General features: G+C 62.8%; 23 protein-coding genes. 10 read left to right on the top strand and 13 right to left on the bottom strand.

Annotation, left to right across the window (positions count from 1 at the left end; translation table 11 throughout):
* Nucleotides 1-7 precede the first annotated feature (7 nt).
* On the bottom strand, nt 8-1564 hold the full coding sequence (locus tag BN1233_RS26945) for an ABC transporter substrate-binding protein (RefSeq protein WP_046866730.1): 1557 nt from the start codon (nt 1562-1564) through the stop codon (nt 8-10).
* Between the two features lie 143 nt (nt 1565-1707).
* Here BN1233_RS26945 and BN1233_RS26940 point away from each other — a divergent pair, with 143 nt between their 5' ends.
* The 9 genes from BN1233_RS26940 to BN1233_RS26900 all read left to right on the top strand — a co-directional run bounded on the left by BN1233_RS26940 (nt 1708) and on the right by BN1233_RS26900 (nt 10309).
* Nucleotides 1708-2376 carry a helix-turn-helix domain-containing protein gene (locus BN1233_RS26940; protein WP_046866729.1) on the top strand — a complete coding sequence of 223 codons (669 nt, stop codon included), beginning with the start codon at nt 1708-1710 and terminating at the stop codon, nt 2374-2376.
* 399 nt (nt 2377-2775) lie between these two features.
* The gene (locus tag BN1233_RS49220) at nt 2776-3117 is read left to right on the top strand and encodes a tautomerase family protein (RefSeq protein WP_197094651.1); all 342 of its coding nucleotides are present in this window, start codon (nt 2776-2778) and stop codon (nt 3115-3117) included.
* A gap of 20 nt (nt 3118-3137) precedes the next feature.
* Complete coding sequence (gene lhpI / locus BN1233_RS26930) at nt 3138-4076, top strand: bifunctional Delta(1)-pyrroline-2-carboxylate/Delta(1)-piperideine-2-carboxylate reductase (RefSeq protein ID WP_046866727.1); 939 nt, start codon at nt 3138-3140, stop codon at nt 4074-4076.
* Nucleotides 4077-4180: 104 nt separating this feature from the next.
* The gene (locus BN1233_RS26925) at nt 4181-4384 is read left to right on the top strand and encodes a hypothetical protein (RefSeq protein ID WP_046866726.1); all 204 of its coding nucleotides are present in this window, start codon (nt 4181-4183) and stop codon (nt 4382-4384) included.
* Between the two features lie 17 nt (nt 4385-4401).
* Nucleotides 4402-5400 carry an ABC transporter substrate-binding protein gene (locus tag BN1233_RS26920; RefSeq protein ID WP_046866725.1) on the top strand — a complete coding sequence of 333 codons (999 nt, stop codon included), beginning with the start codon at nt 4402-4404 and terminating at the stop codon, nt 5398-5400.
* Entirely contained in the window at nt 5397-6212 is an 816-nt protein-coding gene (locus BN1233_RS26915) for an ABC transporter ATP-binding protein (protein WP_046866724.1), read from the top strand. Before BN1233_RS26920 ends, BN1233_RS26915 begins: the two co-directional genes overlap by 4 nt.
* The gene (locus tag BN1233_RS26910) at nt 6200-6997 is read left to right on the top strand and encodes an ABC transporter permease (RefSeq protein ID WP_244471046.1); all 798 of its coding nucleotides are present in this window, start codon (nt 6200-6202) and stop codon (nt 6995-6997) included. Before BN1233_RS26915 ends, BN1233_RS26910 begins: the two co-directional genes overlap by 13 nt.
* 167 nt (nt 6998-7164) lie before the next feature.
* Complete coding sequence (locus tag BN1233_RS26905) at nt 7165-7818, top strand: helix-turn-helix domain-containing protein (RefSeq protein WP_082145669.1); 654 nt, start codon at nt 7165-7167, stop codon at nt 7816-7818.
* Nucleotides 7819-7906: 88 nt separating this feature from the next.
* On the top strand, nt 7907-10309 hold the full coding sequence (locus BN1233_RS26900; RefSeq protein WP_244471047.1) for a xanthine dehydrogenase family protein molybdopterin-binding subunit: 2403 nt from the start codon (nt 7907-7909) through the stop codon (nt 10307-10309).
* Between the two features lie 190 nt (nt 10310-10499).
* Here BN1233_RS26900 and acuI read toward each other — a convergent pair whose 3' ends face one another.
* The 12 genes from acuI to BN1233_RS26840 all read right to left on the bottom strand — a co-directional run bounded on the left by acuI (nt 10500) and on the right by BN1233_RS26840 (nt 23130).
* A complete protein-coding gene (gene acuI / locus BN1233_RS26895; RefSeq protein WP_046866722.1) occupies nt 10500-11483 on the bottom strand; it encodes an acrylyl-CoA reductase (NADPH) in 984 nt (327 codons plus the stop codon).
* Nucleotides 11484-11538: 55 nt separating this feature from the next.
* Nucleotides 11539-12702 (bottom strand): NADH:flavin oxidoreductase/NADH oxidase, encoded by a 1164-nt coding sequence (locus BN1233_RS26890; protein WP_046866721.1) that lies wholly within the window; start codon nt 12700-12702, stop codon nt 11539-11541.
* A 31-nt stretch (nt 12703-12733) separates the two neighbouring features.
* The gene (locus BN1233_RS26885; RefSeq protein ID WP_046866720.1) at nt 12734-13558 is read right to left on the bottom strand and encodes an enoyl-CoA hydratase/isomerase family protein; all 825 of its coding nucleotides are present in this window, start codon (nt 13556-13558) and stop codon (nt 12734-12736) included.
* A gap of 29 nt (nt 13559-13587) precedes the next feature.
* Nucleotides 13588-14787, bottom strand: a complete 1200-nt coding sequence (locus BN1233_RS26880; RefSeq protein ID WP_046866719.1) for an MFS transporter — start codon at nt 14785-14787, stop codon at nt 13588-13590.
* Between the two features lie 27 nt (nt 14788-14814).
* Nucleotides 14815-16038: an ABC transporter substrate-binding protein gene (locus BN1233_RS26875; RefSeq protein WP_046866718.1), complete on the bottom strand. Its 1224-nt coding sequence runs from the start codon at nt 16036-16038 to the stop codon at nt 14815-14817.
* Between the two features lie 93 nt (nt 16039-16131).
* Nucleotides 16132-16914: a GntR family transcriptional regulator gene (locus BN1233_RS26870; RefSeq protein ID WP_048710306.1), complete on the bottom strand. Its 783-nt coding sequence runs from the start codon at nt 16912-16914 to the stop codon at nt 16132-16134.
* The gene (locus tag BN1233_RS26865; protein ID WP_197094652.1) at nt 16898-19027 is read right to left on the bottom strand and encodes an acetate--CoA ligase family protein; all 2130 of its coding nucleotides are present in this window, start codon (nt 19025-19027) and stop codon (nt 16898-16900) included. Before BN1233_RS26865 ends, BN1233_RS26870 begins: the two co-directional genes overlap by 17 nt.
* Nucleotides 19028-19034: 7 nt before the next feature.
* Nucleotides 19035-19796, bottom strand: a complete 762-nt coding sequence (locus tag BN1233_RS26860) for an enoyl-CoA hydratase/isomerase family protein (protein WP_046866717.1) — start codon at nt 19794-19796, stop codon at nt 19035-19037.
* A 4-nt stretch (nt 19797-19800) separates the two neighbouring features.
* Nucleotides 19801-20508, bottom strand: coding sequence for an ABC transporter ATP-binding protein (locus BN1233_RS26855; protein ID WP_048710310.1), 708 nt, complete (start codon nt 20506-20508; stop codon nt 19801-19803).
* Nucleotides 20505-21257, bottom strand: a complete 753-nt coding sequence (locus BN1233_RS26850) for an ABC transporter ATP-binding protein (RefSeq protein ID WP_046866716.1) — start codon at nt 21255-21257, stop codon at nt 20505-20507. The genes BN1233_RS26855 and BN1233_RS26850 overlap by 4 nt, the downstream gene beginning before the upstream one ends.
* Nucleotides 21254-22267: a branched-chain amino acid ABC transporter permease gene (locus tag BN1233_RS26845; protein ID WP_082145668.1), complete on the bottom strand. Its 1014-nt coding sequence runs from the start codon at nt 22265-22267 to the stop codon at nt 21254-21256. Before BN1233_RS26845 ends, BN1233_RS26850 begins: the two co-directional genes overlap by 4 nt.
* Entirely contained in the window at nt 22264-23130 is an 867-nt protein-coding gene (locus BN1233_RS26840; RefSeq protein WP_046866715.1) for a branched-chain amino acid ABC transporter permease, read from the bottom strand. Before BN1233_RS26840 ends, BN1233_RS26845 begins: the two co-directional genes overlap by 4 nt.
* A 256-nt stretch (nt 23131-23386) precedes the next feature.
* On the opposite strand from BN1233_RS26840, the gene BN1233_RS49215 reads away from it, so the two are divergent.
* On the top strand, nt 23387-23633 hold a 247-nt coding region (locus BN1233_RS49215), incomplete at its 3' end, for a hypothetical protein (RefSeq protein ID WP_046866714.1).

Below are 23633 nucleotides of genomic sequence, written 5' to 3'. Positions count from 1 at the left end.
CGCCGCCTCAGGTGCGACTCGGCGCGCCCTCGCCTAGTGAGACCTCGTCGAGGCGGAAGCTGCCGTGCCGCGGGTGAACCCGGAAGTCCTTGACGTAGCTGCGATGCGCAGCGAGCAGGTCCTCATAGATTGGGATGATGTAGGGAACCTCGTCCACCATCATCCTCTGGGCCTCGGTATAAAGGGCCTTGCGGCGTTCCGGGTCGGGCGTGCGTCGCGCCTCCTGGACGAGTCCGTCGAACTTGGCGTTGTTCCACTGCGAGTCGTTCCACGGCGCGTCCGTCGTGAACAGCAGCGTGAACATCGCGTCCTCGGTCGACTGCATCGGGAACGATCCGATGTAGAAGTTGGCCTTGCGCCAGATGTTCGCGAGGTACGCATCGTAGGGCACGATCTGCACGTCGATGTCGAAACCCGCGGGCTGGGCCATCTCCTTCAGCGCGACGGCCAGGGCGTTGCGCACGGCCGGCCGGTTCGCGACATAGAGTGGAACCTTGAGGCCGTTCGGATGGCCGGCCTCTCGCAGCAGCTCGCGGGCCTTATCCGGGTCATAGGGGATGGCTGGCGTGTCGGCGTGGTAGCGGTAGCCGGGCGAGATCGGATTGTCGAAGGCCGGCCGTCCCTTGCCCTCGAGCACGACTTCCACGAGAGCCTCGCGGTCCATGCTGAGCTGGAGTGCCTTGCGCACCCGGATGTCGTCGAACGGCTTCTGGTCCATGCGCAGGACGAGGTTGAGGAACCGTCCGGAGGGCTGGCGCACGCCAACAACCCCGCTTGCCTTTTCGAGCCGATCGAAGTCGGCCGGCGTGGCCACGAGCAGGATGTCGGTCTCGCCATTGATAATCGCCGCCGATTCGGCCGTCAGGTCCGGGTAGATGATCTGCTCGACGGCGGCGACCTTCGGATGCTGCGGGACGTGATAGTTCTCGTAGCGCTCGACCCTGATAATCCGCCCCGGCTCGTAGTTGGCGAGCTTGAATGGCCCACACCCGTACTTGCCGCTCTCCAGCAGCGTGGGATCCTTCTCCAGGACGGCGGCCGGGACTATCGAGGCGTTCCACTGCGCAAGGGCCACGGGAAGGTCGGCGAAGGGCGTGGTCAGGACGAACTTCACCGTCCGCTCGTCGGATACCGAGACGTCCTTGATCGGCCCGATCTGTTTGGCGCCCGGGGAGCCGGTCTTCGGGTCGAGGATCGCCTTGATGGTCGCAACCACGTCCTTCGCCCCGAACGGCGTGCCGTCATGGAACTTGACGCCGTCGCGCAGCGTGAAGGTCCATTCGCTCGCATCCCGATTCGACTCCCACTTGGTCGCGAGGCCCGGCTCCGGCACCATGTTCGGCCCGAGCCGCGTGACGGTGCTGTAGATCAGCTCCGCGACCATTGCCTCGGGGATGTTCACCATCTTGAGTGGGTTCAACGTATTGACCCGCTGATTGACGCTGACGCGCAGAACGCCTGCACCCTGCGCTGCGGCCGTACCCGTCCCGATTGGTCCGAGAGCGGTGAGGGCGATACCCGCAGCCGTTCCCGCCAGAAGCTGTCGACGCGTCGCTTTCATCATTTCTTCCTCCCCATGATGCAGACCCGCTTGATGCGTTCGGCGCCCGGTCGCGATCGACCGGCATGTTTGCAGACCGCGGGATTGCCGCAGAGCCTACAGACACTAAAGATTCCGTCAACGAAGTTTTCCGATCGGAAAAATACATGGGGTCGCAATCACCGACGCCGTCCGGCTCATCCCGGAACGAGGAGGTCCTCCAGAGCATGGGGCTTCGCCTGCGTGAGCTTCGCCGGATGAATGGCTGGACGCTGGAGGATGTCAGTCGCCGGACCGGACTTGCGATCTCGACCATCTCGAAGGCCGAACGCGGCCTCATGGCGCTCGGGTATGACAGGTTCATCGCCCTCGCGCGCGGAATGGGGATTGATGTCGGCGAACTCTTCTCACCGGGGGGCGACGCATTCGAACAGGGCTGCGTCGCAACGAGCGCTGCCGACCAAGCGAGCGTGCACGAGACCGAGACTTACGTTTACCGGATGCTGTTCCCGGACGTACGTGGCAAGCAGATGGTGCCGATGCTTGGGCAGATAAAGGCGCACTCGATCGCGAGCTTCTCCAGGCTTATCCACCACGAGGGCGAGGAATTCGTCTACGTCCTGGGTGGCGAACTCGACCTGTTCATCGAGGGACGCGACCCGATCCGCCTCGTTCCCGGTGAATGCGCGTACTTCGACAGTTCCAGCGGGCACGCCTACGTGAGTGCCGGGGCACGCGATGCCCAGATCCTCGTCGTCTGCTGCGGGAACCAGGCAAACAAGCAGGAGGAACCGCCGGGGAGCGAGTCTCCCGGGAATGGCGCAATTTCGGAATAAGCGTTCCCGAGCACGGCATTCGATCGACATGGGCCATCTACGATCGAGTACCTCACCAGCATCGGCAGGCGTAGACGCTAGGCTACCTCATGCCTGTCCTTGGCTCACTTCGGCACCAGACCCGAACGCTGGTGGGTTGTGGCGAGCACAGAAGAGTCTGCCCTGATCATACGTGGTCCGTAAGCCCCATAATTGTCGTTCCCACGGGACTTAAGTTTCGCAGCATGATCTATAGCCTTCGCGGACGATCTTGAACGCCAGCCGAGCCAGGCACCCTCCCAAGGCAGTCCTGTAACGGCTGGTACCCCATAGGCGAAGATGCGCGATATGGAACCTCGGGACTAACGCGGTAGTGCCTGCCCACACCAGTGACATGGCGCATAGTACTGACGAGAGTTCATGAAAGCAGGGCGCGAAAGCCTCAGCAGCACCTCAGGAGGCGAGATCGGCCCATCGGGATTAGATGAACCAGTCAACATTCCAGTTGCGCATCGGAAACTTCTCTCGCATGATGGAAAAAATAAAACAAATCGTGGTGGAGGAAACATGCCGGTCGTGCGGATTACCTTAATTGCTGGGCGGAGTCCCGAGCAGAAGCGCAAAGCTGCTGAGGCTGTGACGCAAGCTTTAGCCGAGCACCTGAATTCCACCCCGTCGCAGACCCAAGTCATTTTTGAGGATGTATCGCCGGAGAACTGGGCGATCGAAGGCAAGCTGATCTCCGATACCCGTAAGAAGTAGCGGTTGATCTGGCGCGAACTATGCAATTCATAGATTCCACCGCTATTACTAATAAACTCGCTGTCAACTCGCTCGTCGAAGCTCTGCGCGATGGCTTCCGAAGCGGCTGCGAGATGCCCGTGCGCCATCGCCACACACTGGAGCGGAACGGGGAGCCGCCAGCGAGTCTCGTGCTGATGCCCGCATGGCAGGCCGACGGCACGTTGGGCGTAAAGATGACCACCATCGTGCCAGGCAACGTAGACCGCCAACTTCCGTCGAGATGGGCGATCTACGTCCTATTCGATCCGGTGACAGGCGAGCCCACCCATGCGCTGGATGGCCACACTTTGACGCTCCACCGGACCGCGGCCGCCTCAGCGCTTGCAGCAACCTATCTCGCCCGGAAGGATGCCAAGTGCCTCGTAATGGTCGGAACAGGGACCCTTGCTCCCTATCTCATCAAGGCGCACTGCGCAGTTCGACCGATTGAGAAGGTGGCGATCTGGGGGCGCCGACCCGAGCGGGCGCAGGCAGTGGCCGCTGGACGCCCCGCAGGGGATGCCGTGCAACACATCGTTGCGACGGACCTCGCCACCGCAATACGCGGGGCCGATATCATTTCCTGTGCTACCCTGGCCAGCGATCCGCTCGTCATGGGTGACTGGCTCTCGCCGGGGGCTCACCTCGATCTCGTCGGAGGCTTCACTCCCTCGATGCGTGAGGCCGACGACGAGGCGATCCGCCGTGCACGTATCTTCGTGGACAAGAAGGAATCGTGCCTGATCGAGGCCGGCGATCTCGTCCAGCCCATCAAGGCCGGAATCCTGAAGCCAGAGGACGTTGCGGGCGATCTCTTCGATCTCTGCCGAGGCACGGTCGAGGGCCGGCGCAGTGCGGACGAGATCACTGTGTTCAAATCCGTCGGCATCGCCATCGAGGATCTCGTCGCTGCCAATCTGGTGGCCTGCACCGGCTGAGCGTTTCTGGAAGCGCCGCGCGACAAGGCTGGTTCGCGTGTTGCGTTCGCTTCCAGTTCAAAAATAGCTCCACGTGGGTGGAGAGGGCAAAAGCGGAATTCGTCATGCAGGACGAGCGAAGCTTCATGGACTTATTTGCCTGCGCCGCTGCGAAGGCAGCCGTCGCCTTCGCTCGGGAGAACCTGCGCATCCTGAGCCTTGCGGTCGAAAAGTACCGCGCCGCCCGTTTCATTGTTGAAGCAAAAGAAGAGTCCGTTCTCCGGCTGGAGATCTCGTACTCCATTGGCCGGTTTTGGTCGCCTCAATGACTGTCTAAGGAGACGCGATGATGTGGTTTATCTCTTCGATCAGCAAGACGGTTGGCCTCGCACTTGCAGTCCTCGCTTTCGCTACGCTTCCCGCCAGGGCGGCAGAAAAGCTCTCCGTGCTCCTCGACTTCGCGCCTTGGGGCATGCACGCGGGATTCCACCTCGCCCAGCAGAAGGGCTGGTTTGCCAATGAGGGTCTCGAAGTGACCCTGACGGATGGACGAGGCAGCGTCAGCACCATCCAACTGGTCGGGGCGGGGCAGGCCGATGTCGGCATGGCGCAACTCGGATCGATGGCCGCCGCGAGGCAGGCAGGTTCGTTGTCGATCAAGTCGTTTGCAGGGATCGTGCGCAAAGGCGACCTTGCGGCACTCGTCGACAGCCGAAGCAACATCAATACCGTGAAGGACCTCGAAGGAAAGAAACTCACCTTGTTCGCGGCCAGCCCCTGGGTGCCTTTCATCGACATGTTCTTCCAAGCGGGAGGGCTGGCGAAGGACAAAGTAAGCCTGCTCTATGTCGATCCCGCGGCGATGGTCAGCACTTACACCTCGGGTCAGGCGGACGGCGTAATGACTGCTGGACCCTACGGTCAGGCTGTCGCCGAACCGGTGCGCCCGACCAAGCTCATTCTCGCCGCCGATTACGGCATCGCCTTCCCGAGCTACGGGCTCTTTGCGACTGAAGAGACGCTTAAGGCCAAGGCAGAAGCCCTACGCAAGCTGATTAGGGTTCAGCAACGGGCTTGGGCATACATTCTCGACGGCCATCTCGACGAGGGGGTTGCGGCGATTGTGAGCCAGCGTCCTAACGCAAAGCTCGACCCGAAGATCCTCAAGCGCCAGATCGAACTCTATCTCAGCTTCCTCGACACGCCCGAGACCAAGGGCAAGCCGTTCGGGTGGCAGTCCGAGAAGGACTGGGCCGACGCGGTCACCACAATGCAGAAGGCCGGGTTATTGAAGCCGGAGGCGAAGCCCTCCGACTTCTACACGAACGACTTCGTTTCTCAATGACGCGCGGACGCGGCAACGGCGCGACGCCGCTCGTCCAACTGAACGGCGTCTGGAAGACCTACGGTACGGGACCGGGGGCACTGAACGCCCTTGCCGAGATCGACCTCGATCTCAGACAGGGCGAATTCCTGAGCCTCCTCGGACCGAGCGGCTGCGGCAAGAGCACGTTGCTCAAATGCGTCGCGGGGCTGGAGCCGATCTCGCGTGGCACCATTGCCGTGAAGGGGCGCCCGCTCGCGGGCCCGCCCGAGAACATGGGTGTCGTCTTCCAGCGGGATATCCTCCTCGACTGGAGGACGATCCTCGAGAATGTCCTGATCGTGTCCGAATTCCGCGGCCGGAATACGAAGGCGCTAAAGGAGCGTGCATGCGCGCTGCTTGCCCGCTTCGGTCTCGCCGGCTCGGAGGAGCGGCATCCGTGGGAGCTGTCGGGCGGCATGCGCCAGCGCGCCTCCATCTGTCGGGCGCTGCTCGACGACCCTGACCTTCTCCTGATGGATGAGCCGTTCGGTGCGCTCGATGCCATGACGCGCGATGACCTCAACCTGGAGCTCGCGCGTCTTTGGCAAGAGACCGGCAAGACCGTGCTCTTCATCACCCACGGCATTCAGGAAGCGGTGTTCCTCTCGGACCGCGTCGCCATCATGTCACGCAACCCGGGGCGGATCATTGAATGGATCGACATCGACCTCCCGCGGCCACGCAATCTCGACATTTCGGAAACTCCCGAATTCGGCGAGTACGTGCGCTTGATCCGCCACCGCTTCACCGAGCTCGGCGTATTCGGCGGAGGAAGTCCGTGCGCCACGTAATTCCCGGAATGCGCGGCGGCGGGTCCGTCGCCGCGGTCCTGGCCGTTCTGATCGTGCTATGGGAAGTGGGCGTAAGGCTGACAGGTGTGCGCTCCTTCATCCTGCCTGCGCCCTCGGCAGTGATTGCAGAGATCGCGGCCTATCCGGGCTTCTTCCTTACCAGCAGCGGCTACACCGTGATGACGACGCTCGCGGGCTTCGGGCTCGCCGTAGCCCTCGGCGTCCTGATCGCAGTGGCGACCGTGTACTCGTCGCTGCTCGAGAAGACGCTGTTCACCATCCTCGTTGCGATGAACAGCGTACCGAAGGTGGCACTTGCCCCACTCTTCGTCATCTGGCTTGGCAGCGGGGTTGCGCCCAAAGTGGCCGTGTCGCTGATGATCGCCATCTTTCCCGTCGTTATCGACACTGTTCTGGGACTTCGCTCGGTTGATCCTGATGCCCTGAACCTTGCAAAAGCGGCGCGCGCCTCAACCTGGCAGATCTTGACCAAGATTCGTTTCCCCAATGCATTGCCAAGCCTTTTCGCGGGCATGAAGGTTGCGATCTCGTTTGCGCTGGTCGGCGCGCTCGTCGGTGAATTCGTGGCTGGCGACCAAGGGCTCGGTCACGTGATCCTGCTCGCTCAGGGCATGTTCGATACCCCGCGGGTGTTCGCTGCGATTCTCCTGCTCGGGATCATTGGCACCGTGCTGTTCTATATCGTCGACTTGGTCGAGCGGCTTGTCGTGCCGTGGCACGTCTCTCAGCGTGGCGTTGCACCGGCTGGAGGCGCGAGTCTGTAGGGCGGTCGATCCTCAGAGCCGAGGAAGAGATGCCATTGGCTGGTCTTTAATCAAGGACGGAAAGAGCAAACCGCAGAGAACGAGGCTTCTTCAAGGTGCTGCCGACCTCATCCAAGCCACGCCGGCGGGTAACAGAACCCCAGGGCACGAAACGCGGCAGACGCCGCATGACCGGTTCCAGTCCGGACGAAGCGGGACCGGAGTCGCCTGAAGCACTTGGCCGTTCTCCCCGTCCGCAGACCGATGGAAGCGGGCGCCCCAATCTCGCCATGCGCCTGAGGAGCATGCGCGCCGCACGCAATTGGACACTGGAGGAAGCCAGCCATCACACGGGGGTCTCGCGCTCAACGCTTTCGAAGATCGAGAACGGTGCGATGTCGCCAACCTTCGACATCCTCTACAAGATTTCCGTGGGAATGAACCTCGATCTGGTGGAGTTGTTCGACACTCGCCAGACTGCCGCGCCCTTCGGACGTCGGAGCGTGACGCGCCGCGGCGAGGGCAGGTTACACGAGACCGAGACCTATGTGCACGAACTGATTGCGACAGACCTCGCGCATAAGAAACTCCTTCCCTTCCGCACGAGGATCAAAGCACGCGAGTTTGAGGCGTTTGGCGACTGGATCCGGCACGAGGGCGAGGAAGTGCTGTTCGTCCTGTCCGGAAGCATCAAGGTCTTCACGGAATTCTATTCGCCGGTAGTCCTGATGGTCGGCGATTCCATCTACTTCGACAGCAAGATGGGCCATGCGATCATCTCGGTAAGTAAGAAGGACGCGGTGGTTTTGTGGGTTTGCACCGGCGTGCCGGAGGTCGGCTAGTGTAAGGTCCCACCACGGACCGGCGCGCCATTGGAAGAACTCGGTCCGGTTAGGCAGAGCCGGCCGGATGCTGATGTGGGGGCCATACGTGCGCGAACTGAAGATCGGACGCTCCATTGCGCGTAGCGAGGATTTTCGCCTTGTCCGAGGACAGGGACGCTTTACCGACGACCTCGCGTTTTCCGGCGAGGCGTTTCTATACGTCTTACGCTCACCTCACGCGGCTGCGCGAATCCGCAGTATCGACGTGGAGGCGGCTCGCAAAACCCCCGGGGTGTTGGCCGTCCTGACCGGAGAGGACTGCATACGCGATCGTCTGGGTGTCATTCCCTCGCGCGTCCAACGCCATCTACCCGACGGCTCCCCGCATGTTGCTCCTCCCTATCGGGCTCTCGCAGTCAATGCCGTGCACCATGTTGGCGATGCTGTAGCGGCTGTCGTCGCAACCAGCCTGCCCGCTGCAAAGGATGCGGCCGAGTGCATCGTGGTCGACTACGAACCGTTGCCAGCGGTGACCCGCACGCGTCAGGCCTCCAAGCCTGGCACGCCTCCAGTGTGGGATGAAGCTCCGAACAACATTTGCTTTGTGTACGAGCTTGGTGACAGGGCGGGGGTCGATGCAGCCTTTTCCAGGGCCGCACACGTGGCGCGCCTCGAGTTCGATATCTCGCGCGTGAGCGCAAACCCGCTGGAGGCCCGCAATGCCATCGGCCTCTACGATTCCGGCAGTGGTCGATACACCCTCTTCGCCGGGCTCCAATCACCCCACAGTCTCAGGACCGACATTGCTCGTATTCTCGGCGTGGCGGAAGCGGACCTACGCGTTGTCGCCTACGACTGTGGCGGAGCGTTCGGCATGAAGGAGGGAGTCTACCCCGAAATGATCCTTGTGCTCTGGGCGGCACGCAAGGTCGGGAGGCCGGTGCGCTGGCAGTCGGATCGAAGTGAAGCCTTCCTCGCCGATCACCAAGCACGCGACAATGCCTCGACCGTTGAACTCGCGCTCGATGCCGGCGGGCGCTTCCTGGCACTGCGCATCCGCACCGTCGCGAATCTTGGGGCTTATCTCAACTCCTACGGCACGCACTCTCCTACCAACAATCTCGGAGGTCTTGCCGGGACATATACGACGCCTTTCATCCACGCATCGGTCACGGGAATCTTTTCGAATACGAACCCGACCTCCCCGTACCGAGGGGCCGGTCGCCCTGAAGCTTCCTATGCCATCGAGCGCGTGATCGACGTCGCGGCGGTACAAATCGGCATCGACCGGATCGAGCTGCGACGACGAAATATGATACCTCCGTCGGCCATGCCGTTTCGTACGGGGTTGATCTACACCTACGATAGTGGCGCCTTCGAGGAGAACATGGATCGTGCGCTTCTCCTGTCCGATTGGGCCAACTTCGAGACGCGCCGGCTCGAGGCATCGAAGCGCGGTCTGCTACGCGGGATCGGGCTCGCGAGTGTGATCGAGATTGCCGGAGGCCCGGTAACGCAACCTGCTGAGGAGTATGCTGAGATTCGGTTCGATCCCGGCGGAGGTGTTACCCTATTCACGGGCACCCACGCGCAGGGACAGGGACATGAGACCACCTTCCGCCAGATCGCGTGCGACCTGCTTGGCGTCGCCGAGGAGAGTGTGCGCGTCACCTTTGGCGACACGGATCAGGTCCCGCATGGGCGAGGGACCGTCGGATCGCGTTCAACGAGCGTGGTCGCCGCCTCGCTCCACAAGGCCGCGGAGAAGATCGTAGCCCGCGGCAAGACGATTGCTGCCCACATGCTCGAAGTTTCGTCCGATGACGTGGAGTTTCAAGACGGTCGCTTCGTGGTCTCCGGTACAGACCGTTCTGTCTCTCTGATCGATGTCGCGCGGGCTGCATTCTCCCCGGAACGCCTGCCGAAGGGCATCGAGGCCGGCTTTGCGGAATCCGCCACCGTCGTACCCTCGGCACCGACTTTCCCTAACGGCTGCCATGTTGCCGAGGTGGAGATCGATCCCGAAACTGGCCGCACGAGGCTGGTGGGCTATTGGGTTATCGACGATGTCGGTCGTGTCGTGAACCCGGCTCTCGTCAAGGGGCAGATGCACGGCGGGATCGCACAAGGTGCCGGGCAAGCGCTCTGTGAGGAAATCGTTCACGATGCCGACACCGGGCAGCCATTGACGGCTTCGTTCCTGGACTACTACATGCCGAGGTGCGACGATCTTCCCTCACTCGTCGTAGAAGCCAACGAGGTGCTCGCGACGACCAACCCCTTCGGGATCAAGGGCGCAGGTGAGGCGGGAACCGTCGGCTCTCTGCCGGCGGTCATGAATGCCGTCAACGATGCATTGGCTGGTTTCGGCATCTACGACTTCGATCCGCCTGCAAGTCCCTTTCGAGTGTGGCAGGCTATGAGATCCGCGAGAGAAAAGGATGTCGCGGGGAGGACAGGATCATCGGCCGTAAACGCGCGCGCAATTTGGGACGACGATCAACGTTAGTGCAAGAGCAACAAGGACAGGTCGAGCGATGTTATGCTTCATGAGAACTACGTCCGAACATTTCAGAACCTGAGCCGACCCAAGTGTTTTCGACTGGCGATAAGCCTCAGCGTTCAGGTGAAGGCTGCTTGATGAGCACCGGTCGCCGCAGTCTGCCCGAGGATGCTGCGCGGGAACGGTCGGGTGCCGGTCAGGCCACCCGCACCACGGTTCGCCCGCGCACGGTGCCGGCAAGCACGTCCGGAGCCATAGAGATCACGTCGCCCAGGCCGATCTCGCGCGTGATGAGGCCGAGCACCGCTGGATCGAGTTCCTTTGCGAGCGCCGTCCATGCCTCCATTCGCAGCGGCATCGGGCAAAAGCCGCTGTCGATGCCCACGAGGGTCACGCCGCGCAGGATGAACGGCGCGACGGTAGCCGGAAAGTCCATGCTCTCAGCGAGACCGCAGGTCGTGATGACCCCGAGATATCGGGTCGACGCACAGACATTGGCCAGCGTTACGCCGCCGGCCACATCGACCGCGCCGGCCCAGCGTTCCTTCGCGAGCGGCTTGCCTGGCGTCGACAGTTCCTTCCGATCGATGATCTCGCTCGCGCCGAGTTCCCGCAAGTAACCCTCTTCTGCCGACTTTCCGGTCGAAGCGACCACCCGGTATCCTCGGCCGGCGAGCAACCTGACCGCGATGCTGCCGACGCCCCCCGTCGCACCGGTCACCAAAACCTCTCCGTCGCCGGGCCTCACTCCGTGACGTTCAAGCGCCAGGACGCACAGCATGGCTGTGAAGCCTGCGGTCCCGATCGCCATCGTGTCGCGTGTGGAAAGTCCCTCAGGGAGAGGAACCGTCCGGTCGCCGCTGACGCGTACGCGGCCGGAATATCCGCCCCACTCGGTTTCCCCTAGCCCGAAGCCGGTGTAGACGACCTTGTCGCCTGGCTTGAAACCAGGATGATGCGAGTCGCGCACCGTCCCCGCGAAATCAATGCCCGGCACCATGGGAAAGCGGCGCACCGCCCGGCCCTTGCCCGTAAGCGCGAGCGCGTCCTTGTAGTTGAGGGTCGACCATTCAACGTCCACCGTGACGTCGCCGTCCGGCAGCGCTTGCTCATCAAGTTCGGTGATGGTCGCGGAATAGCCAGTCTCATCATTATTGTTGACAAGGATCGCCTTGAACATGGTCTTTCCTTCCCCGCTGGAGGTTGACATCGTGCCCCGGCCGCAGTGCCGCCGGTTAAATTTCCTCTCCGGTGCCGTCCAGGCCGATCGCCTCCAGGCCCTTCCGCCGGCGCGCCAGCCACCATCCGGCAGACTCATCCCAAGTCTCGAACTCAGGGTCGATTCCGAGAGCCTGGGCGGCATGCAGAGGCCAGTATGGATCATAGAGCGCCTGCCGACCGAGAATGATGAGGTCGGCGTGCCCCTGTGCAAGGATGTCCTCCGCCTGATGGGGCTTGAGGATCAGGCCGACGGCGCCCGTGGCGATATCGGCCTCCCGCCTGATCGCGGCGGCATAAGGGACCTGATAGCCGGGCAGGCGCTGGGCGTTTTCGAGTGCCGTTGACTGTCGCAACCCGCCGGACGAACAGTCTACCAGATCGACGCCAGTCTCCTTCAGCGCCTTGGCGAATACGATCGAGTCATCAATCGTCCATCCTTGGGGATGCCCGTCGACGCTCGAGATGCGGAAGAAGAGCGGCTTGTGCGCTGGCCATCGTGCCCGCACTGCTGCCGCGACCCCCAGCGCGAAGCGCATGCGCCCGGCCAGATCACCGCCATAGGCATCGTCGCGAGTGTTCACGGTCGGTGAAAGGAAACTCGCGATGAGGTAGCCGTGACCTCCGTGGATTTCCACGATATCGAAGCCGGCCGCGTCGGCACGCGCGGCGGCGTTGGCAAAGCTTGCGACGATCGAGCAGATGCCGGCCGTGTCGAGCGCGCACGGGACGACGTGGCCTTCGCCCAGCGGTTCCGCAGTTGGAGAGACCAGCGGCCAAGCGAGTTCGCCCGCCGCCGCGTTTCTTTCGTTCAGTGGCCCAAAACCCTGCCACGGACGCTGGGACGACCCCTTTCGTCCTGAATGATTAAGCTGAATGGCGGACACCGCCCCGGCGTCGCGCAGAAAGGCCGTCACGCGCTTGAGACCGGGGATATGGTCATCAGACCAGATGCCCAAATCTCCATAGGCGATCCGTCCGTCCCGCTCGACTGCCGTCGCCTCAGTCGTGACGATGCCGAAGCCGCCGAGGGCGAACTTGCCGAGATGTACCAGCAACCTGTCGTCCGCCATGCCATCCACAGCTCGGTGCTGGTTCATCGGAGCCAGCATGGTCCTGTTGCGCGCGGTGACACCACGGATGCTCAGAGGCGTGAAGAGCCGCGGGATGGAACGATTCATTCTTGGGCTCATGCTCTCATTCGGGCCACTGTCAGCTGCCATCTGCGGCGAAGCGGGCCTCGCGCCAAGCGAGTGCCTTGCCAAGGCCTTCCTCTCGCAGCACCTTCAGGAATCCGCGCTTAAGGTCGGTGCCCTCGCCCTCGATCATGATGTCGATATCGAGCGCAGCGCGCAGCGCGGCTTGCATGCCCATCAGCTCGTAGGTCCGATGCAGCGCCATCTTGGTGCGTCGCATGACCATCGGATCCATGCGGGCCAGCTTTCTCGCCATCGCGAGCGCTTCCTCCATCAGATCGCCCGAGCCGACGATCCTGTTGATCAGCCCCCATTCGAGCGCCTGTCTCGCCGGAATCGCGTCCTCGCCGGTGAAGATCACGCCCTTGGCAATCTTCGGCGTGACGTACCAAGGCAGCAGCATTGCCACGATGCCGGCGCCGAACTTCAGTTCGGGCTCGCCAAACACCGCATGCTCGACGGACAACGCGAGATCACAGCCCATCATCAGCTCGAAGCCGCCGGCGAGCGCGGGGCCGTTCACCGCGGCGACGGTGGGCACTGGCAGATTCCAGAACGCCATGATGCCTTTGAAGTCCGCCTCCAGTACCGGGGTCCACTCGGCGACGCCCTGAGGCATGGCTTCCGCCTGTGCCTTGAGGTCAAAGCCGGAGCTGAACACCTTGCCTGCGCCAGTGACGACAACCGCGCGCAGCGAGGCGTCCTTCGTCAACATCGCACAAAGCTCGTCGAGTTCGGCCAGCATGTGCTGGTTCATGGCGTTGGCGCGTTCGGGACGATTGAAGGTAAGGACGCCGATACCGGGCTCGGGCGTATCGTAGATCAGCGTATCCCATTTCATTTCGGGCGGTTTCCTCCAGTGGGCAAGACTTAGCGACGGCCGGCGGCCAGCCGCAGCGATTCGGGTTCCTGTCGCAGACGCCACATCGCGGCGACGCCAAACGCTGGGCCCAGCGCCAGCACGGCGAAAGCGAAATTCCATCCCACAATCGAGACGATGGCCGGCATCGCCTGGATCACGATGAATGTCAGCAGAAACCCCATGCAGGTCTGCATCGTCAGCATCGTGCCCACCAGATGCGGTTCGGCGAGTTCGGCGATGCTGGCAGAGAACTGGGCGGAATCGGCCACGGCCGTGACGCCCCATACCAGCGCCACGAAAATAACTGCGCCGGCACCCAACAGCGGCGTGAATCCGATCAGGGCGGCGCAGAGGCCGCTCATAGCCATCGCGGCCATGGTCACGGTGGTGCGCCCGAAGCGATCGGCGAGGAGCCCGGCGACGATGCAGCCCACCGCGCCGCTGGCTATCACGGCGAACGTGATCAAGCCGGTCTGCGCGGCAAGCGGGCTAGCGCTACGGGTCAGCGCCCACTCAAGAAAAACGCCCACCCAGGCCCACATGGCGTAAAGCTCCCACATGTGCCCGAGATAGCCCGCATTGGCGAGGAGCATCGGTCTGCGCGCCAGTGCGATGAGCGCTTCCGAGGCGCGGAAGCACGGTGCACGCCGATGCCCGGGACCCAAGCCGGCGAGCAGGATCATGGCGGCGGCGGTGATCGCACAGGCGCTCGACGCGAGGATGGTCGTGCGCCATTCCAGCCCTGCCACGGCGTTGAAGAGATACGGGAGCGACGATCCGAGGGTCAGCGCGCCCACGAGAACGCCAATCATCAGCCCCACCGCTCGCTCCGTCCAGCTAGCCGCCATCTTCATGCCGATCGGGTACACTCCTGCCAGCGCGACGCCTGTGAGGAAGCGCAGGGCCACGGTGGCAGGCCTATCGAATCCGGTAACCAGCAGGGCGAGGTTGGCGGCCGCGCCACACAGTGCTGCGATAGCAAACAGGCGGCGGGGATCGAAACGGTCGGCTACACCCGAGAGCGCGCTGGCGAGCGTGCCAGCGACGAAGCCAAGTTGTACGGCTCCGGTCAGCAGCCCCGCCCGCTGGCCGGAGAGCGCACCTTCGGCCACTAAGGTCGTGGCGGCCGCCGTGGCGGAGAACCACAGCGTCATGGCGGCGACCTGACCAAAGACAATCAGTCCGATGGAGCCTGCCTGGCCCGCCATGGCGGTTCTCGCTCCGCGACCGTTGCGTCAGAAGCCCTTGCAGCCTGACTCGGACGGTGGGACGTCGACCCGATCCCAGGTCAGGTGGGTCGAGGTCTTCCAGCCTACCGAGGCGCCATATTTCGGCTCATTGAGCTTAACGGCCTCCGCCACGTAGACACCCAGCATTCCCTGGTGATCCTCCGGACGGATGTCCATCGTGCCTACAACAGTCTCGGCGGAGGTCGACTCAAGGGCAGCAATCATGCTGTTCGTGGTCAGATCCTTGGCGGCCTCGAGCGCGGCGAGCGTGAACTGCAGACCTGCGTACGCCTGAATCGCCTGATAGCCCGGCACGATCCCGTATTCTTTGTGGTAGGCCTTCACCATCTCGGCGATCTTGGGGTTGTCGGCCTCCTGCATCCAGGATGCGGTGAGGCCACCAGCCAGCATGCCGACACCATTGTCACCGAGCGCCTGCAGCATGGTGTCGGGGATACCCACGGGCGTCAGAACCGGATACTTGAGGCCAAAGGCGCGCGCTTGGTTGACGAAGGCTGTGAGATCGTCTCCCACGGCCAATGCGAGATAGATGCCGTCAGCGCCACTGGCTTGGATCTGTGAGATTGCGCTCGACCAGTCGGCGGTCCCCACCGGCCGACCGGCCTCGCCGGCGATCTTGATTCTGGGAACCTTTGCAAACTCGGCCTTGTTCGAACGCCCGTATGCGTAGTCGTGATAGACCACAAACCAATTTCGTTGGACAAGATCCGGCCGCTGCTCAAACATCGCCGCCATCGCCTTAGCGGAGTTGCCGTCGTGCGGGACCGTTCGGAACACGAAGCGGCTACACTGTTCGCCGGTGATGGGCACGGCCTGCGCGTTGGTAGTGATGATCGGTACATTGAGGCGCGGTGCTTGTGCATTGATTCCGAGTGTAACGGCACTGCTCGTTAGACCGATCAGCAGTTTCACCTTATCCTCGAGCACCAGCTTCTGGGCCTTGCGAAGCCCATTCGCCGGATTGGCGGCCGTATCCTCGATAATCAGGCGTACGGGCTGCCCCTTCACGGTGGCGTTCTTGGCGGCAAGCGCGAAGCCGTTCTTCATGTCATTGCCAAGCGGCGCCAAGACACCGGTAGTGGGGACTAAGACACCGATTGTCACGTCCTCCGCCGAGGCTGGACGTATCGAAATGCCGAGCGATACCGCAACCGCCGCGGCCGCGACGGTGACGAGATTTCCGGCCTTGCGAGAAAAATTCTTCTGCATTGCTTCCTCCACTTGCGGGTTTCAATCATCGCCGAACGCTCCCTCCCGGATACGCCGGCTTCCGGGCCCCACCCCGCCTGGAGAGCCCGATTTCTAGTCCGTCGTCCCGAGTGTCTCCCGCTCGAGCCGGCCGTGAACCTCCAACGCGGCCGTCTTGATATTATCAATGAGGTCGCATACTGCCTGACGTGATCTCACCGGATCACCGACGCGGATGCTTTCAACGATAGCTTGCCAATTTCGAGCCCAAGCTAGCCGGTGGTTGGGATCGTCAAAGACCCGACGGGAGAGTGATAGCGTCTGGCGTCCGAGCGAGAACAGGATCGACCGCGCGATCTCGTTTCCAGCTGCCTCAGCCAAATACATGCTGACCTGGTAAACGATGATGATGTATTCGCCGACGTCGCCGGCCTCATGGGCCGTGAAGAGCCTCCGTGTTCCTTCGTCGAGTACTTCCTGTATGAGCGCCGAACGCTTCTGAGCGAGTTCCTCTGCACAAAGCCCCATCAGTGCAGCGCGGACGGAGAAGATGTCGTGCAGCCGCCGCCGGCTGAGCTTAGCCACCGATGCGCCGCGACGCGAGGTCATCGTGACAAGGCCTTCTGGCTCAAGGAGCCGCAGCGCCTCACGTATCGGCCCCCGGCTGACGCCGAAGCGCTCAGCCAGACTTGCCTCGTGTAGTCGTTGCCCCGGCTCAAGAGCTCCGCTGATGATTAGCTCGACAAGTTTCTCTGCAAGCTGCTCGGGGAGCGTTTTGATGCCCTTCGTCCCTGCGAACGAATTGAAGAAGGTGCCGGCGACATCGACCCGCGCTCCAAATCTCAAAGCATCAAGTTGAGTATTTTGGATCTCCGTCACTTCAATACCTCGGTTCATGGACAAGTCTCGCTTGCGCACGAACGGCCCGCGACGTCGATGGGTAAACGGAAATGCCTTTGTTGAGGAACCGCACGCGTTGTTTGCGGACGAAATCGTCCTGGTAATTGTCGCCAGAAGTACGCAGTGCCAGCGACATCGGCGGGCCGTCCGGCCGCGCGCGCGCAATCGAATCACATATCTGCTCGAGCGCAACCAACCCGAGCTCGTCATTCTCGATGAAGTCCATCACCCAGCCCATCTCCACGAAGACGACGATGCGGTCGACATTATCATCGCTCTTCAAGAGATTGATGATCTCCTCGAAGATGTAGCGATCGCCGTCTCGCAAACCCCAGACTGGGATGTCGATGGGGTTGGCGACGCTGGTACCTGGAATTCCGAAGCGCTTCAGACCCTCTCCCGTGCCTGCCGCGAGCGGGGCAATACGAAGGCCGGCGCCCGACGCGGCGTCCGAGGCGGTCACGCTGACGCCGCCGCCCGAGCCAAACAGCGCGAGGCGGTTGCCCGGTCCCCGCCCGTGCACCGAGAGCGCCTGCAGCGTGTCCATCAGGTCCTCGACATTGGAGACCTGGATCACACCAGAGCGGACAACGCCGGCCTCCCACAGGAGCTTGTCGGTCGCAAGCGCCGCGGTATGACTGGACGCTGCAACCTGCCCCTGTTCTGTCTGTGCGCCGCGCAGGATGACGACCGGTTTCCTCATTCCGCTCGCGAAGCGGAAGAACAATCCCGGATCCCGAAGCGACTCCACATAGAAGGCCACGATCTCCGTTGTCGGGTCGGCGTCGGCGTAGAGTAGCAGGTCGAGCATGTCGACATCGGCACAGTTGCCGCACGACAAGGCGCGCCCAAGCGGTAGGCCCCAGACCTGAGCCCGTCGCACCACATCGCCGGCGAAGGTGCCGCTCTGGGAAAAGAATGTGATGTTGCCAGGCTCTACGGGGTTATAGCGTGCGGCACCGATCGCCATTTTGGCGGACGCCGAGAACGTTCCGATGCAGTTAGGGCCGACCATACGCATCGGCCCGTCCGCGACTTGGTCGAGTATCCGCCTCTCGAGTTCTGCACTGTCGCGCGAAAATTCCGAGAAGCCGGCGGTCAGCACTTGGGCGACCTTGACCCCCTTCTCCTTACACTCGGCCAGCACACCGGGAACTTGATTGCTGCCGACCGCAATGAAGGCCCGATCGACCTCGTGCGGGATGGCCTTGACGGTGGGGTAAGCCTTGAGACCGCAAATCTCGTTGGCGGTGGGATGGATGGGATAGATGCTCCCGGTAAAGCCGAACTCCACCAGATTCTTGATGAGATGATAGCCGATCTTGTCCTTCGAGGTGGACGCGCCGACGAAGGCGATCGCCTTCGGATCGAAAAGCGCGTCGAGTCCGGAGAGGCGTGCGCGTCGGCGTGCTATCGCCGCGTCCATGGTTTCCCCGTCTCGAACCGGCATAGCGATGCTCGACCCATCGGCTACAGCATCGACCGCCACCGCCTGCGATTCCGTGACGATGATCGGATTCACGTCGAGCTCGGACACATCCTCCTGCATGATCAGCCCATCGCGCCCGGCGACCGCGAGCAGGCAGCGCGCGAGTTCGGCGCGCGAAGCGGCACGGTCGTTGGCGAAACGCCCGGGGAAAGCCGCGTCGACCAAGCCAAACGCTTCCGCCTCTCCGATAGGCGCGAGCGCGGCGGTAGGTTTCACTCCCTGCTCGACGCCGGACCCGCCGGGTCCGAACAGGACAATAGGGCCGTAGTCCGGATCCACCCGCGCGCCGATAAAGACTTCGAGACCGGCGGAGACCATCTCCTCGACAAGCACCCCGTCAATCGCCGCGTCTGGGCTGGAGGCCGTGCAGGCAGCCATGATCGACTCAAACGCCTCCGCTGCCGACTCTTCAGTCACGGACAGCCGCACTCCACCCGCGTCGACCTTGTGAACGATGTCTGCTGAGACCACCTTCAGAGCGCACGGCATACCGATCTCTGCCACGATCCGGCGCGCCATCTCCGCCGAGGTCGCGAGCCTCGGCGATGTTGTTGCGATACCGTAGCGGGTCAGAAGCTTCTTGGTTTCGATCTCGGTCTTCATGTCGCCTTGGCTCTTCATGGTTTGATCACTGAAAGACGGGCTGTCTTTTCTCGAGAAAGGCCCGCAAGCCCTCGTCGGCATCGGGTCCACCTTGGAGACGGGCGCCTTCCTCCCACTCGAAGCGGGCGGCAGCCTCAGCCCCCTCGCGGGCGTAGATCTCCAGGCCGCGTTTGATCGAAGCGACTACCGTTGACGAATTCGCCGCGATGCTCCGGGCGATATCCATGGCGTGCTCGAGCGCCTTGCCGGGCTCTGAAACGTGATTGGCGAAGCCGTGTCGGAGCGCCTCTTCGGCCCTCACACGGCGCCCAGTCGCGAGCATCTCGTAGGCGATGCCCATCGGGAGGAGACACGGAAGTCGGCTGATCTGGCCGCCGATCGGCAGCAGCCCGATCCGCGCGCCCGGCGCCGCGAACTCCGCATGCGGCTCACAGACCCGTATGTCACAGGACAGCGCGAGGATCAGGCCGCCCGCATGCGCGTGGCCGTTGATCGCGGCAATGGTTGGCGTGGTCATGGTTCGCGGCTTGTAGAAGGGTGCGTTCAGAGCGGGATCTGCCGCGTGACGACGATCGATGAGAAGCTCGTTGAGGTCATGCCCGCTTGAGAAGGCGCGGTCTCCTGCTCCGGTCACGACGACGCAGCGCACGGCGCGGTCGGCTTCCGCTTCGTCGAAAATCCCTCCGAGCGAAGCCGTCATCGTATGGGTGAAGGCATTACGTCGGGGTTCGTTGTCGATCGTCAGAAGAAGGATGCCACGGTCAAAGTTAGAACGAATCGTCGCCATCGCACTACTCCACCGTCAGCATGCGCTCGAGGGCGGCGGTATCGGTGATCGCCTCCTCGCGCGAGAATGTCCGGACGATGTGGCCGTTCTCCACGATGTGAAAGACGTCGCCGACCGACAGGGCAAGCGGCAGGCTCTGCTCGACGAGGATCACCCCGATGCCGCGCTTCCGCGCCTCGCAGATGGACTCTCGGATCGCGCTGACATAGCTCGGTGCCAGTCCCTCGGTCGGCTCGTCGAGCATCACATAGCTCGGATTGGCGAGCATGGCGCGTGCCACCACCAGCATCTGCTGCTCCCCGCCGCTGAGTGTTCCTGCCTTTTGGCTCATGCGTTCGCCCAGACGCGGAAACATCCGGACGGCCTCGGCAATCGTGTAGTTGTTCCCACTCTTGGACGGGTGGCATGCCACCTTGAGGTTCTCCTCGACGGTGAGATTGGAGAACACCTTCCGATCTTCTGGCACCAAGGTCACGCCCATCTGGGAGCGCCGAAAGGTAGGGCCACGCAGCTCGTCCCCGTTGAGCACGATCCGACCCTCCAGCCGGTCCACCAACCCCATCGTGGCGCGCAGTGTGGTCGTCTTTCCCATGCCGTTGAGGCCGAGCAGACAGACAACCGACGCCTCCGGCACCTCGAAGCTGATGCCGTGCAGGATCTGGCTTGGGCCGTAATAGGCCGAGACGTTCTCGTATCGCAGCACCCCGATCACTGGGCAAAACTCCCGTGCAGATAGGCCTTGCGCACGACCTCGTTGCCGCGGATCTCCTCGGGTGTCGCGTCGGCGATCACCGCGCCATGCTGCATAACCGTGATCCGGTCGGAGAGGCGCATGACCATGCCGACATCGTGTTCGACCACGACGATCGTAAGTCCCAGAGTATCGCGGAGCATCGTAATGAGGGCGGCGATTGTCTCGCGATCGCCACGGGACATGCCGGCGAGCGGCTCGTCCATCAGAATGAGATCCGGCTTGAGCGCGAGACCGATGGCGATATCGAGCGAACGCTGGTAGCCGTGGGCGAGATTGCCAGCCTTGACCTCCTCGCGGCCGCGCAACATAACCTTGTCGAGTATGTCACGAGCGTCCGCGACCACCGCCTCCTCGCGCTCGGTCGGCTGCCATACCGAGGCGCTAGTTCCTTCGCGCGAGCGGATCGCGAGCGCGACGTTTTCCAGCACCGTGAGGGCACGGAAGATGCTGGTGCGCTGGAATGTGCGCGCGACGCCAGTTCTTGCAAGGCGCTCCGGCGACCAGCCGGTGACTTCGCGGCCCTTGAAAAAGACCTTGCCTGAAATCGGGGCGATCGCTCCGGTGATGAGGTTGAACAAGGTCGTCTTGCCGGCACCGTTTGGCCCAATAATGGAATGGATCGAGGCCTTCTCCACCTGCAGTTCGACATTGTTGACCGCCTTGAGGCCGCCGAAATGCTTGGTAAGACCGAATACTTCCAGGATCATCGCGAACCCTCCCGGTGCGATGCCGACACGCGCGCCCACAACTGCGTGGCTGCACCGAACAGGCCGCCGGGAGCGACGATCACGATCAGAACGAAGAGGCCACCGAAATAGATCAGCCAGGCATCGGTGTAGCTGCTGACGTAGTGCTCGGCGAAGGTGAACACGACGGCGCCAAGGATGGGGCCAATGATGGTCCCGACGCCCCCGAGTACCACGTACATGAGCATCTTGCCGGATTCGAACCAGTGCAGGAGATCGGGCGAAGCGGCCCCGTTGAAGAGCACGAAGAGCGCGCCTGCGACGGCCGCCAGCAGCGCCGAGTCCACGTAGGACAGGAGCTTCAGCCGGCTCACATTCAACCCAATGTAGCGCGACCGCTCCGTGTTCTCGCGGATTGCGAGCCACGCCTTGCCCAGTGGTGAGCGGCGGATATGGAGCGCAGCGGCGAGTGCCAGGATGAGGCAGCCGTACAGGATCCAGTACCAGACATCAGGACGGGAGATCTGGATCCCGAGGAAGGTTGGAATCGCCACTCCCTGGAGCCCGTCTTCTCCGCCGGTGATGTCGGAGAATACGAACACCGCCGCGAACATGATCTGGCTGAGTGCGAGCGTGAGGATAGCGAAGGTCTTGCCGATCTGTCGGACGAGGATGGCGCCGATCAGGCCAGCGATGGGCACGGTGACGGCCGCGGTGATGAGGACCAGAAGGACGATGTCGGAGGTCAGGACCTTCGAGACCAGGCCGGCGAGATAGGCTCCGAAGCCATACCATGCAGCATGGCCGAAGGAGAGCAGGCCGGTGTTCCCGGTCAGCATGTCGAGACTCAGTGCTACCAGGGCCGCGATGACCGCATGCGAGGCCAGCATCAGCAGGAAGGGCTCGCCGCTCACAAACAGCGGCAGGCAGGCCCCAATCGCTACAACGGCGGCAGCGGCGACCAGACTCGCCTTGCGGCGCGGCAGACGACCGGCCTGGATTACTCCTTCGGAGGTCAGCGTTTTGCTCATTCGACCCTGCCCTCACCGAAGAAGCCGCGAGGCCAGTTGATGAGCATCGCCATCACCATGGCGAAGAGAAGCATCAGCGCGAGTTGGCCTCCGAAATAGCCTTCGCCGAAGACGATGATCATACCGACCACGTAGGCCGCGACCACCGCGCCTCTCAGACTGCCGAGCCCGCCGAGAATGACCGTCATGAAGGCGAGGATCAGGATCTTGTCGCCCACCACAGCGTGGGCCGTGAAGATCGGCGCGCCCGCCACCCCGGCAGCAGCGGCCAGCGCCGCGCTTACGCCAACGACCGAGTGCATTAGCCGCTCACGGTCAATGCCAAGGCAGGCGCCCATCTCCGGGTCATCGTTCGCGGCCCGCACGCGCAGCCCCCAGAGAGAATTGCGCAGGAAGAGGATGAGTGCCACCGTCAGCGCCACCGCCAGCGCCGAGACGAAGATGCGGTAGACGGGCAGGCTGATCCCGCCGATCGAGATTACACCGTCGAGGGTGTGGGGGACCTGCATGATCTGAACCGTGCGCCCGCCGAGTTCGTACAGGATACCGGTGATCAGGAGGGCCAGTCCGAAGGTGAGCAGAAGGCTGTCCACCATCGGACGATCGCGAATGCGCGCCAGCACCGCCCAGTCGATGGCGACGCCGATGAGGCCAACACCGAGTGGAGCGAGTACGAGGACGAGCCAGAATGGCAGCCCCAAGGATGCGAGCCAGACTCCTGCCATGGCGCCGATGCTGAAGAGCGCGCCATGGGCAAAGTTCACGATCCGGCCCACGCCATAGATCAACGTCAGTCCGAGACTGAACAAAAGGAGCACCGAGCCAAGAACGACGCCGTTCATGGCCAACGACAGTGCAAGCACCTTCGGCTCCTCCCCTGAGGTTATATTCTTTATGCTGGAAGTCTGATTGCTGAATTTCGTCTTGTCAACAATAAGACACGATGGATCGATTGCAGCTGTTCGTGGCCTGCCCCTTGAAGGATTTCGCTGGTGGGCGCCGGACTTGACCTCACCTGGTCCTGGCCAGCATCGGGCATCATAGGGTGTCGATTGGCAGAGTCTGAGGCCCTCACGCTCTACCTCGCTCACGGGCGCACTGCTGATCCCGGGCGGAGCTGTGGCGGTCGCAGCGTTGCTGCTCCTTCGGTCCTGTCATGTGTTCGCGGCGATTGGCACCGAACAGCAGCGGTGCGTCCTCAACGTCAGGACCCGTCCGTCGCTCCGGCAATGGGCATCCGTTCGGCTCAACCGGGCCAGCGGCTTCAGCCTCACCCTCTACAACGTTGCCGTCATCCTGTTCACCGGCTTCGCGTCCCCATTGCTCGTTCTGGCCGGGCATACACCTGTCTCGGCTTCCTCCCTAG

Source organism: Microvirga massiliensis (assembly GCF_001006805.1).
Classification (GTDB): domain Bacteria; phylum Pseudomonadota; class Alphaproteobacteria; order Rhizobiales; family Beijerinckiaceae; genus Microvirga; species Microvirga massiliensis.
Note: the sequence above shows the minus strand (reverse complement) of the source record. Positions and strands in the feature narration are given on the sequence as shown.

Coding starts and splice junctions, on each gene's coding strand:
- BN1233_RS26850 (WP_046866716.1), bottom strand. CDS start 21,257: ATGATCCTGGAAGTATTCGGTCTTACCAAGCATTTCGGCGGCCTCAAG.
- BN1233_RS26885 (WP_046866720.1), bottom strand. CDS start 13,558: ATGAAATGGGATACGCTGATCTACGATACGCCCGAGCCCGGTATCGGC.
- BN1233_RS26875 (WP_046866718.1), bottom strand. CDS start 16,038: ATGCAGAAGAATTTTTCTCGCAAGGCCGGAAATCTCGTCACCGTCGCG.
- BN1233_RS26860 (WP_046866717.1), bottom strand. CDS start 19,796: ATGGCGACGATTCGTTCTAACTTTGACCGTGGCATCCTTCTTCTGACG.
- BN1233_RS26945 (WP_046866730.1), bottom strand. CDS start 1,564: ATGATGAAAGCGACGCGTCGACAGCTTCTGGCGGGAACGGCTGCGGGT.
- lhpI (WP_046866727.1), top strand. CDS start 3,138: ATGCAATTCATAGATTCCACCGCTATTACTAATAAACTCGCTGTCAAC.
- acuI (WP_046866722.1), bottom strand. CDS start 11,483: ATGTTCAAGGCGATCCTTGTCAACAATAATGATGAGACTGGCTATTCC.
- BN1233_RS26940 (WP_046866729.1), top strand. CDS start 1,708: ATGGGGTCGCAATCACCGACGCCGTCCGGCTCATCCCGGAACGAGGAG.
- BN1233_RS26920 (WP_046866725.1), top strand. CDS start 4,402: ATGATGTGGTTTATCTCTTCGATCAGCAAGACGGTTGGCCTCGCACTT.
- BN1233_RS26890 (WP_046866721.1), bottom strand. CDS start 12,702: ATGAATCGTTCCATCCCGCGGCTCTTCACGCCTCTGAGCATCCGTGGT.
- BN1233_RS26915 (WP_046866724.1), top strand. CDS start 5,397: ATGACGCGCGGACGCGGCAACGGCGCGACGCCGCTCGTCCAACTGAAC.
- BN1233_RS26905 (WP_082145669.1), top strand. CDS start 7,165: ATGACCGGTTCCAGTCCGGACGAAGCGGGACCGGAGTCGCCTGAAGCA.
- BN1233_RS26925 (WP_046866726.1), top strand. CDS start 4,181: ATGCAGGACGAGCGAAGCTTCATGGACTTATTTGCCTGCGCCGCTGCG.
- BN1233_RS26845 (WP_082145668.1), bottom strand. CDS start 22,267: ATGAGCAAAACGCTGACCTCCGAAGGAGTAATCCAGGCCGGTCGTCTG.
- BN1233_RS26865 (WP_197094652.1), bottom strand. CDS start 19,027: ATGAAGAGCCAAGGCGACATGAAGACCGAGATCGAAACCAAGAAGCTT.
- BN1233_RS26870 (WP_048710306.1), bottom strand. CDS start 16,914: ATGAACCGAGGTATTGAAGTGACGGAGATCCAAAATACTCAACTTGAT.
- BN1233_RS26880 (WP_046866719.1), bottom strand. CDS start 14,787: ATGGCGGGCCAGGCAGGCTCCATCGGACTGATTGTCTTTGGTCAGGTC.
- BN1233_RS49220 (WP_197094651.1), top strand. CDS start 2,776: ATGAAAGCAGGGCGCGAAAGCCTCAGCAGCACCTCAGGAGGCGAGATC.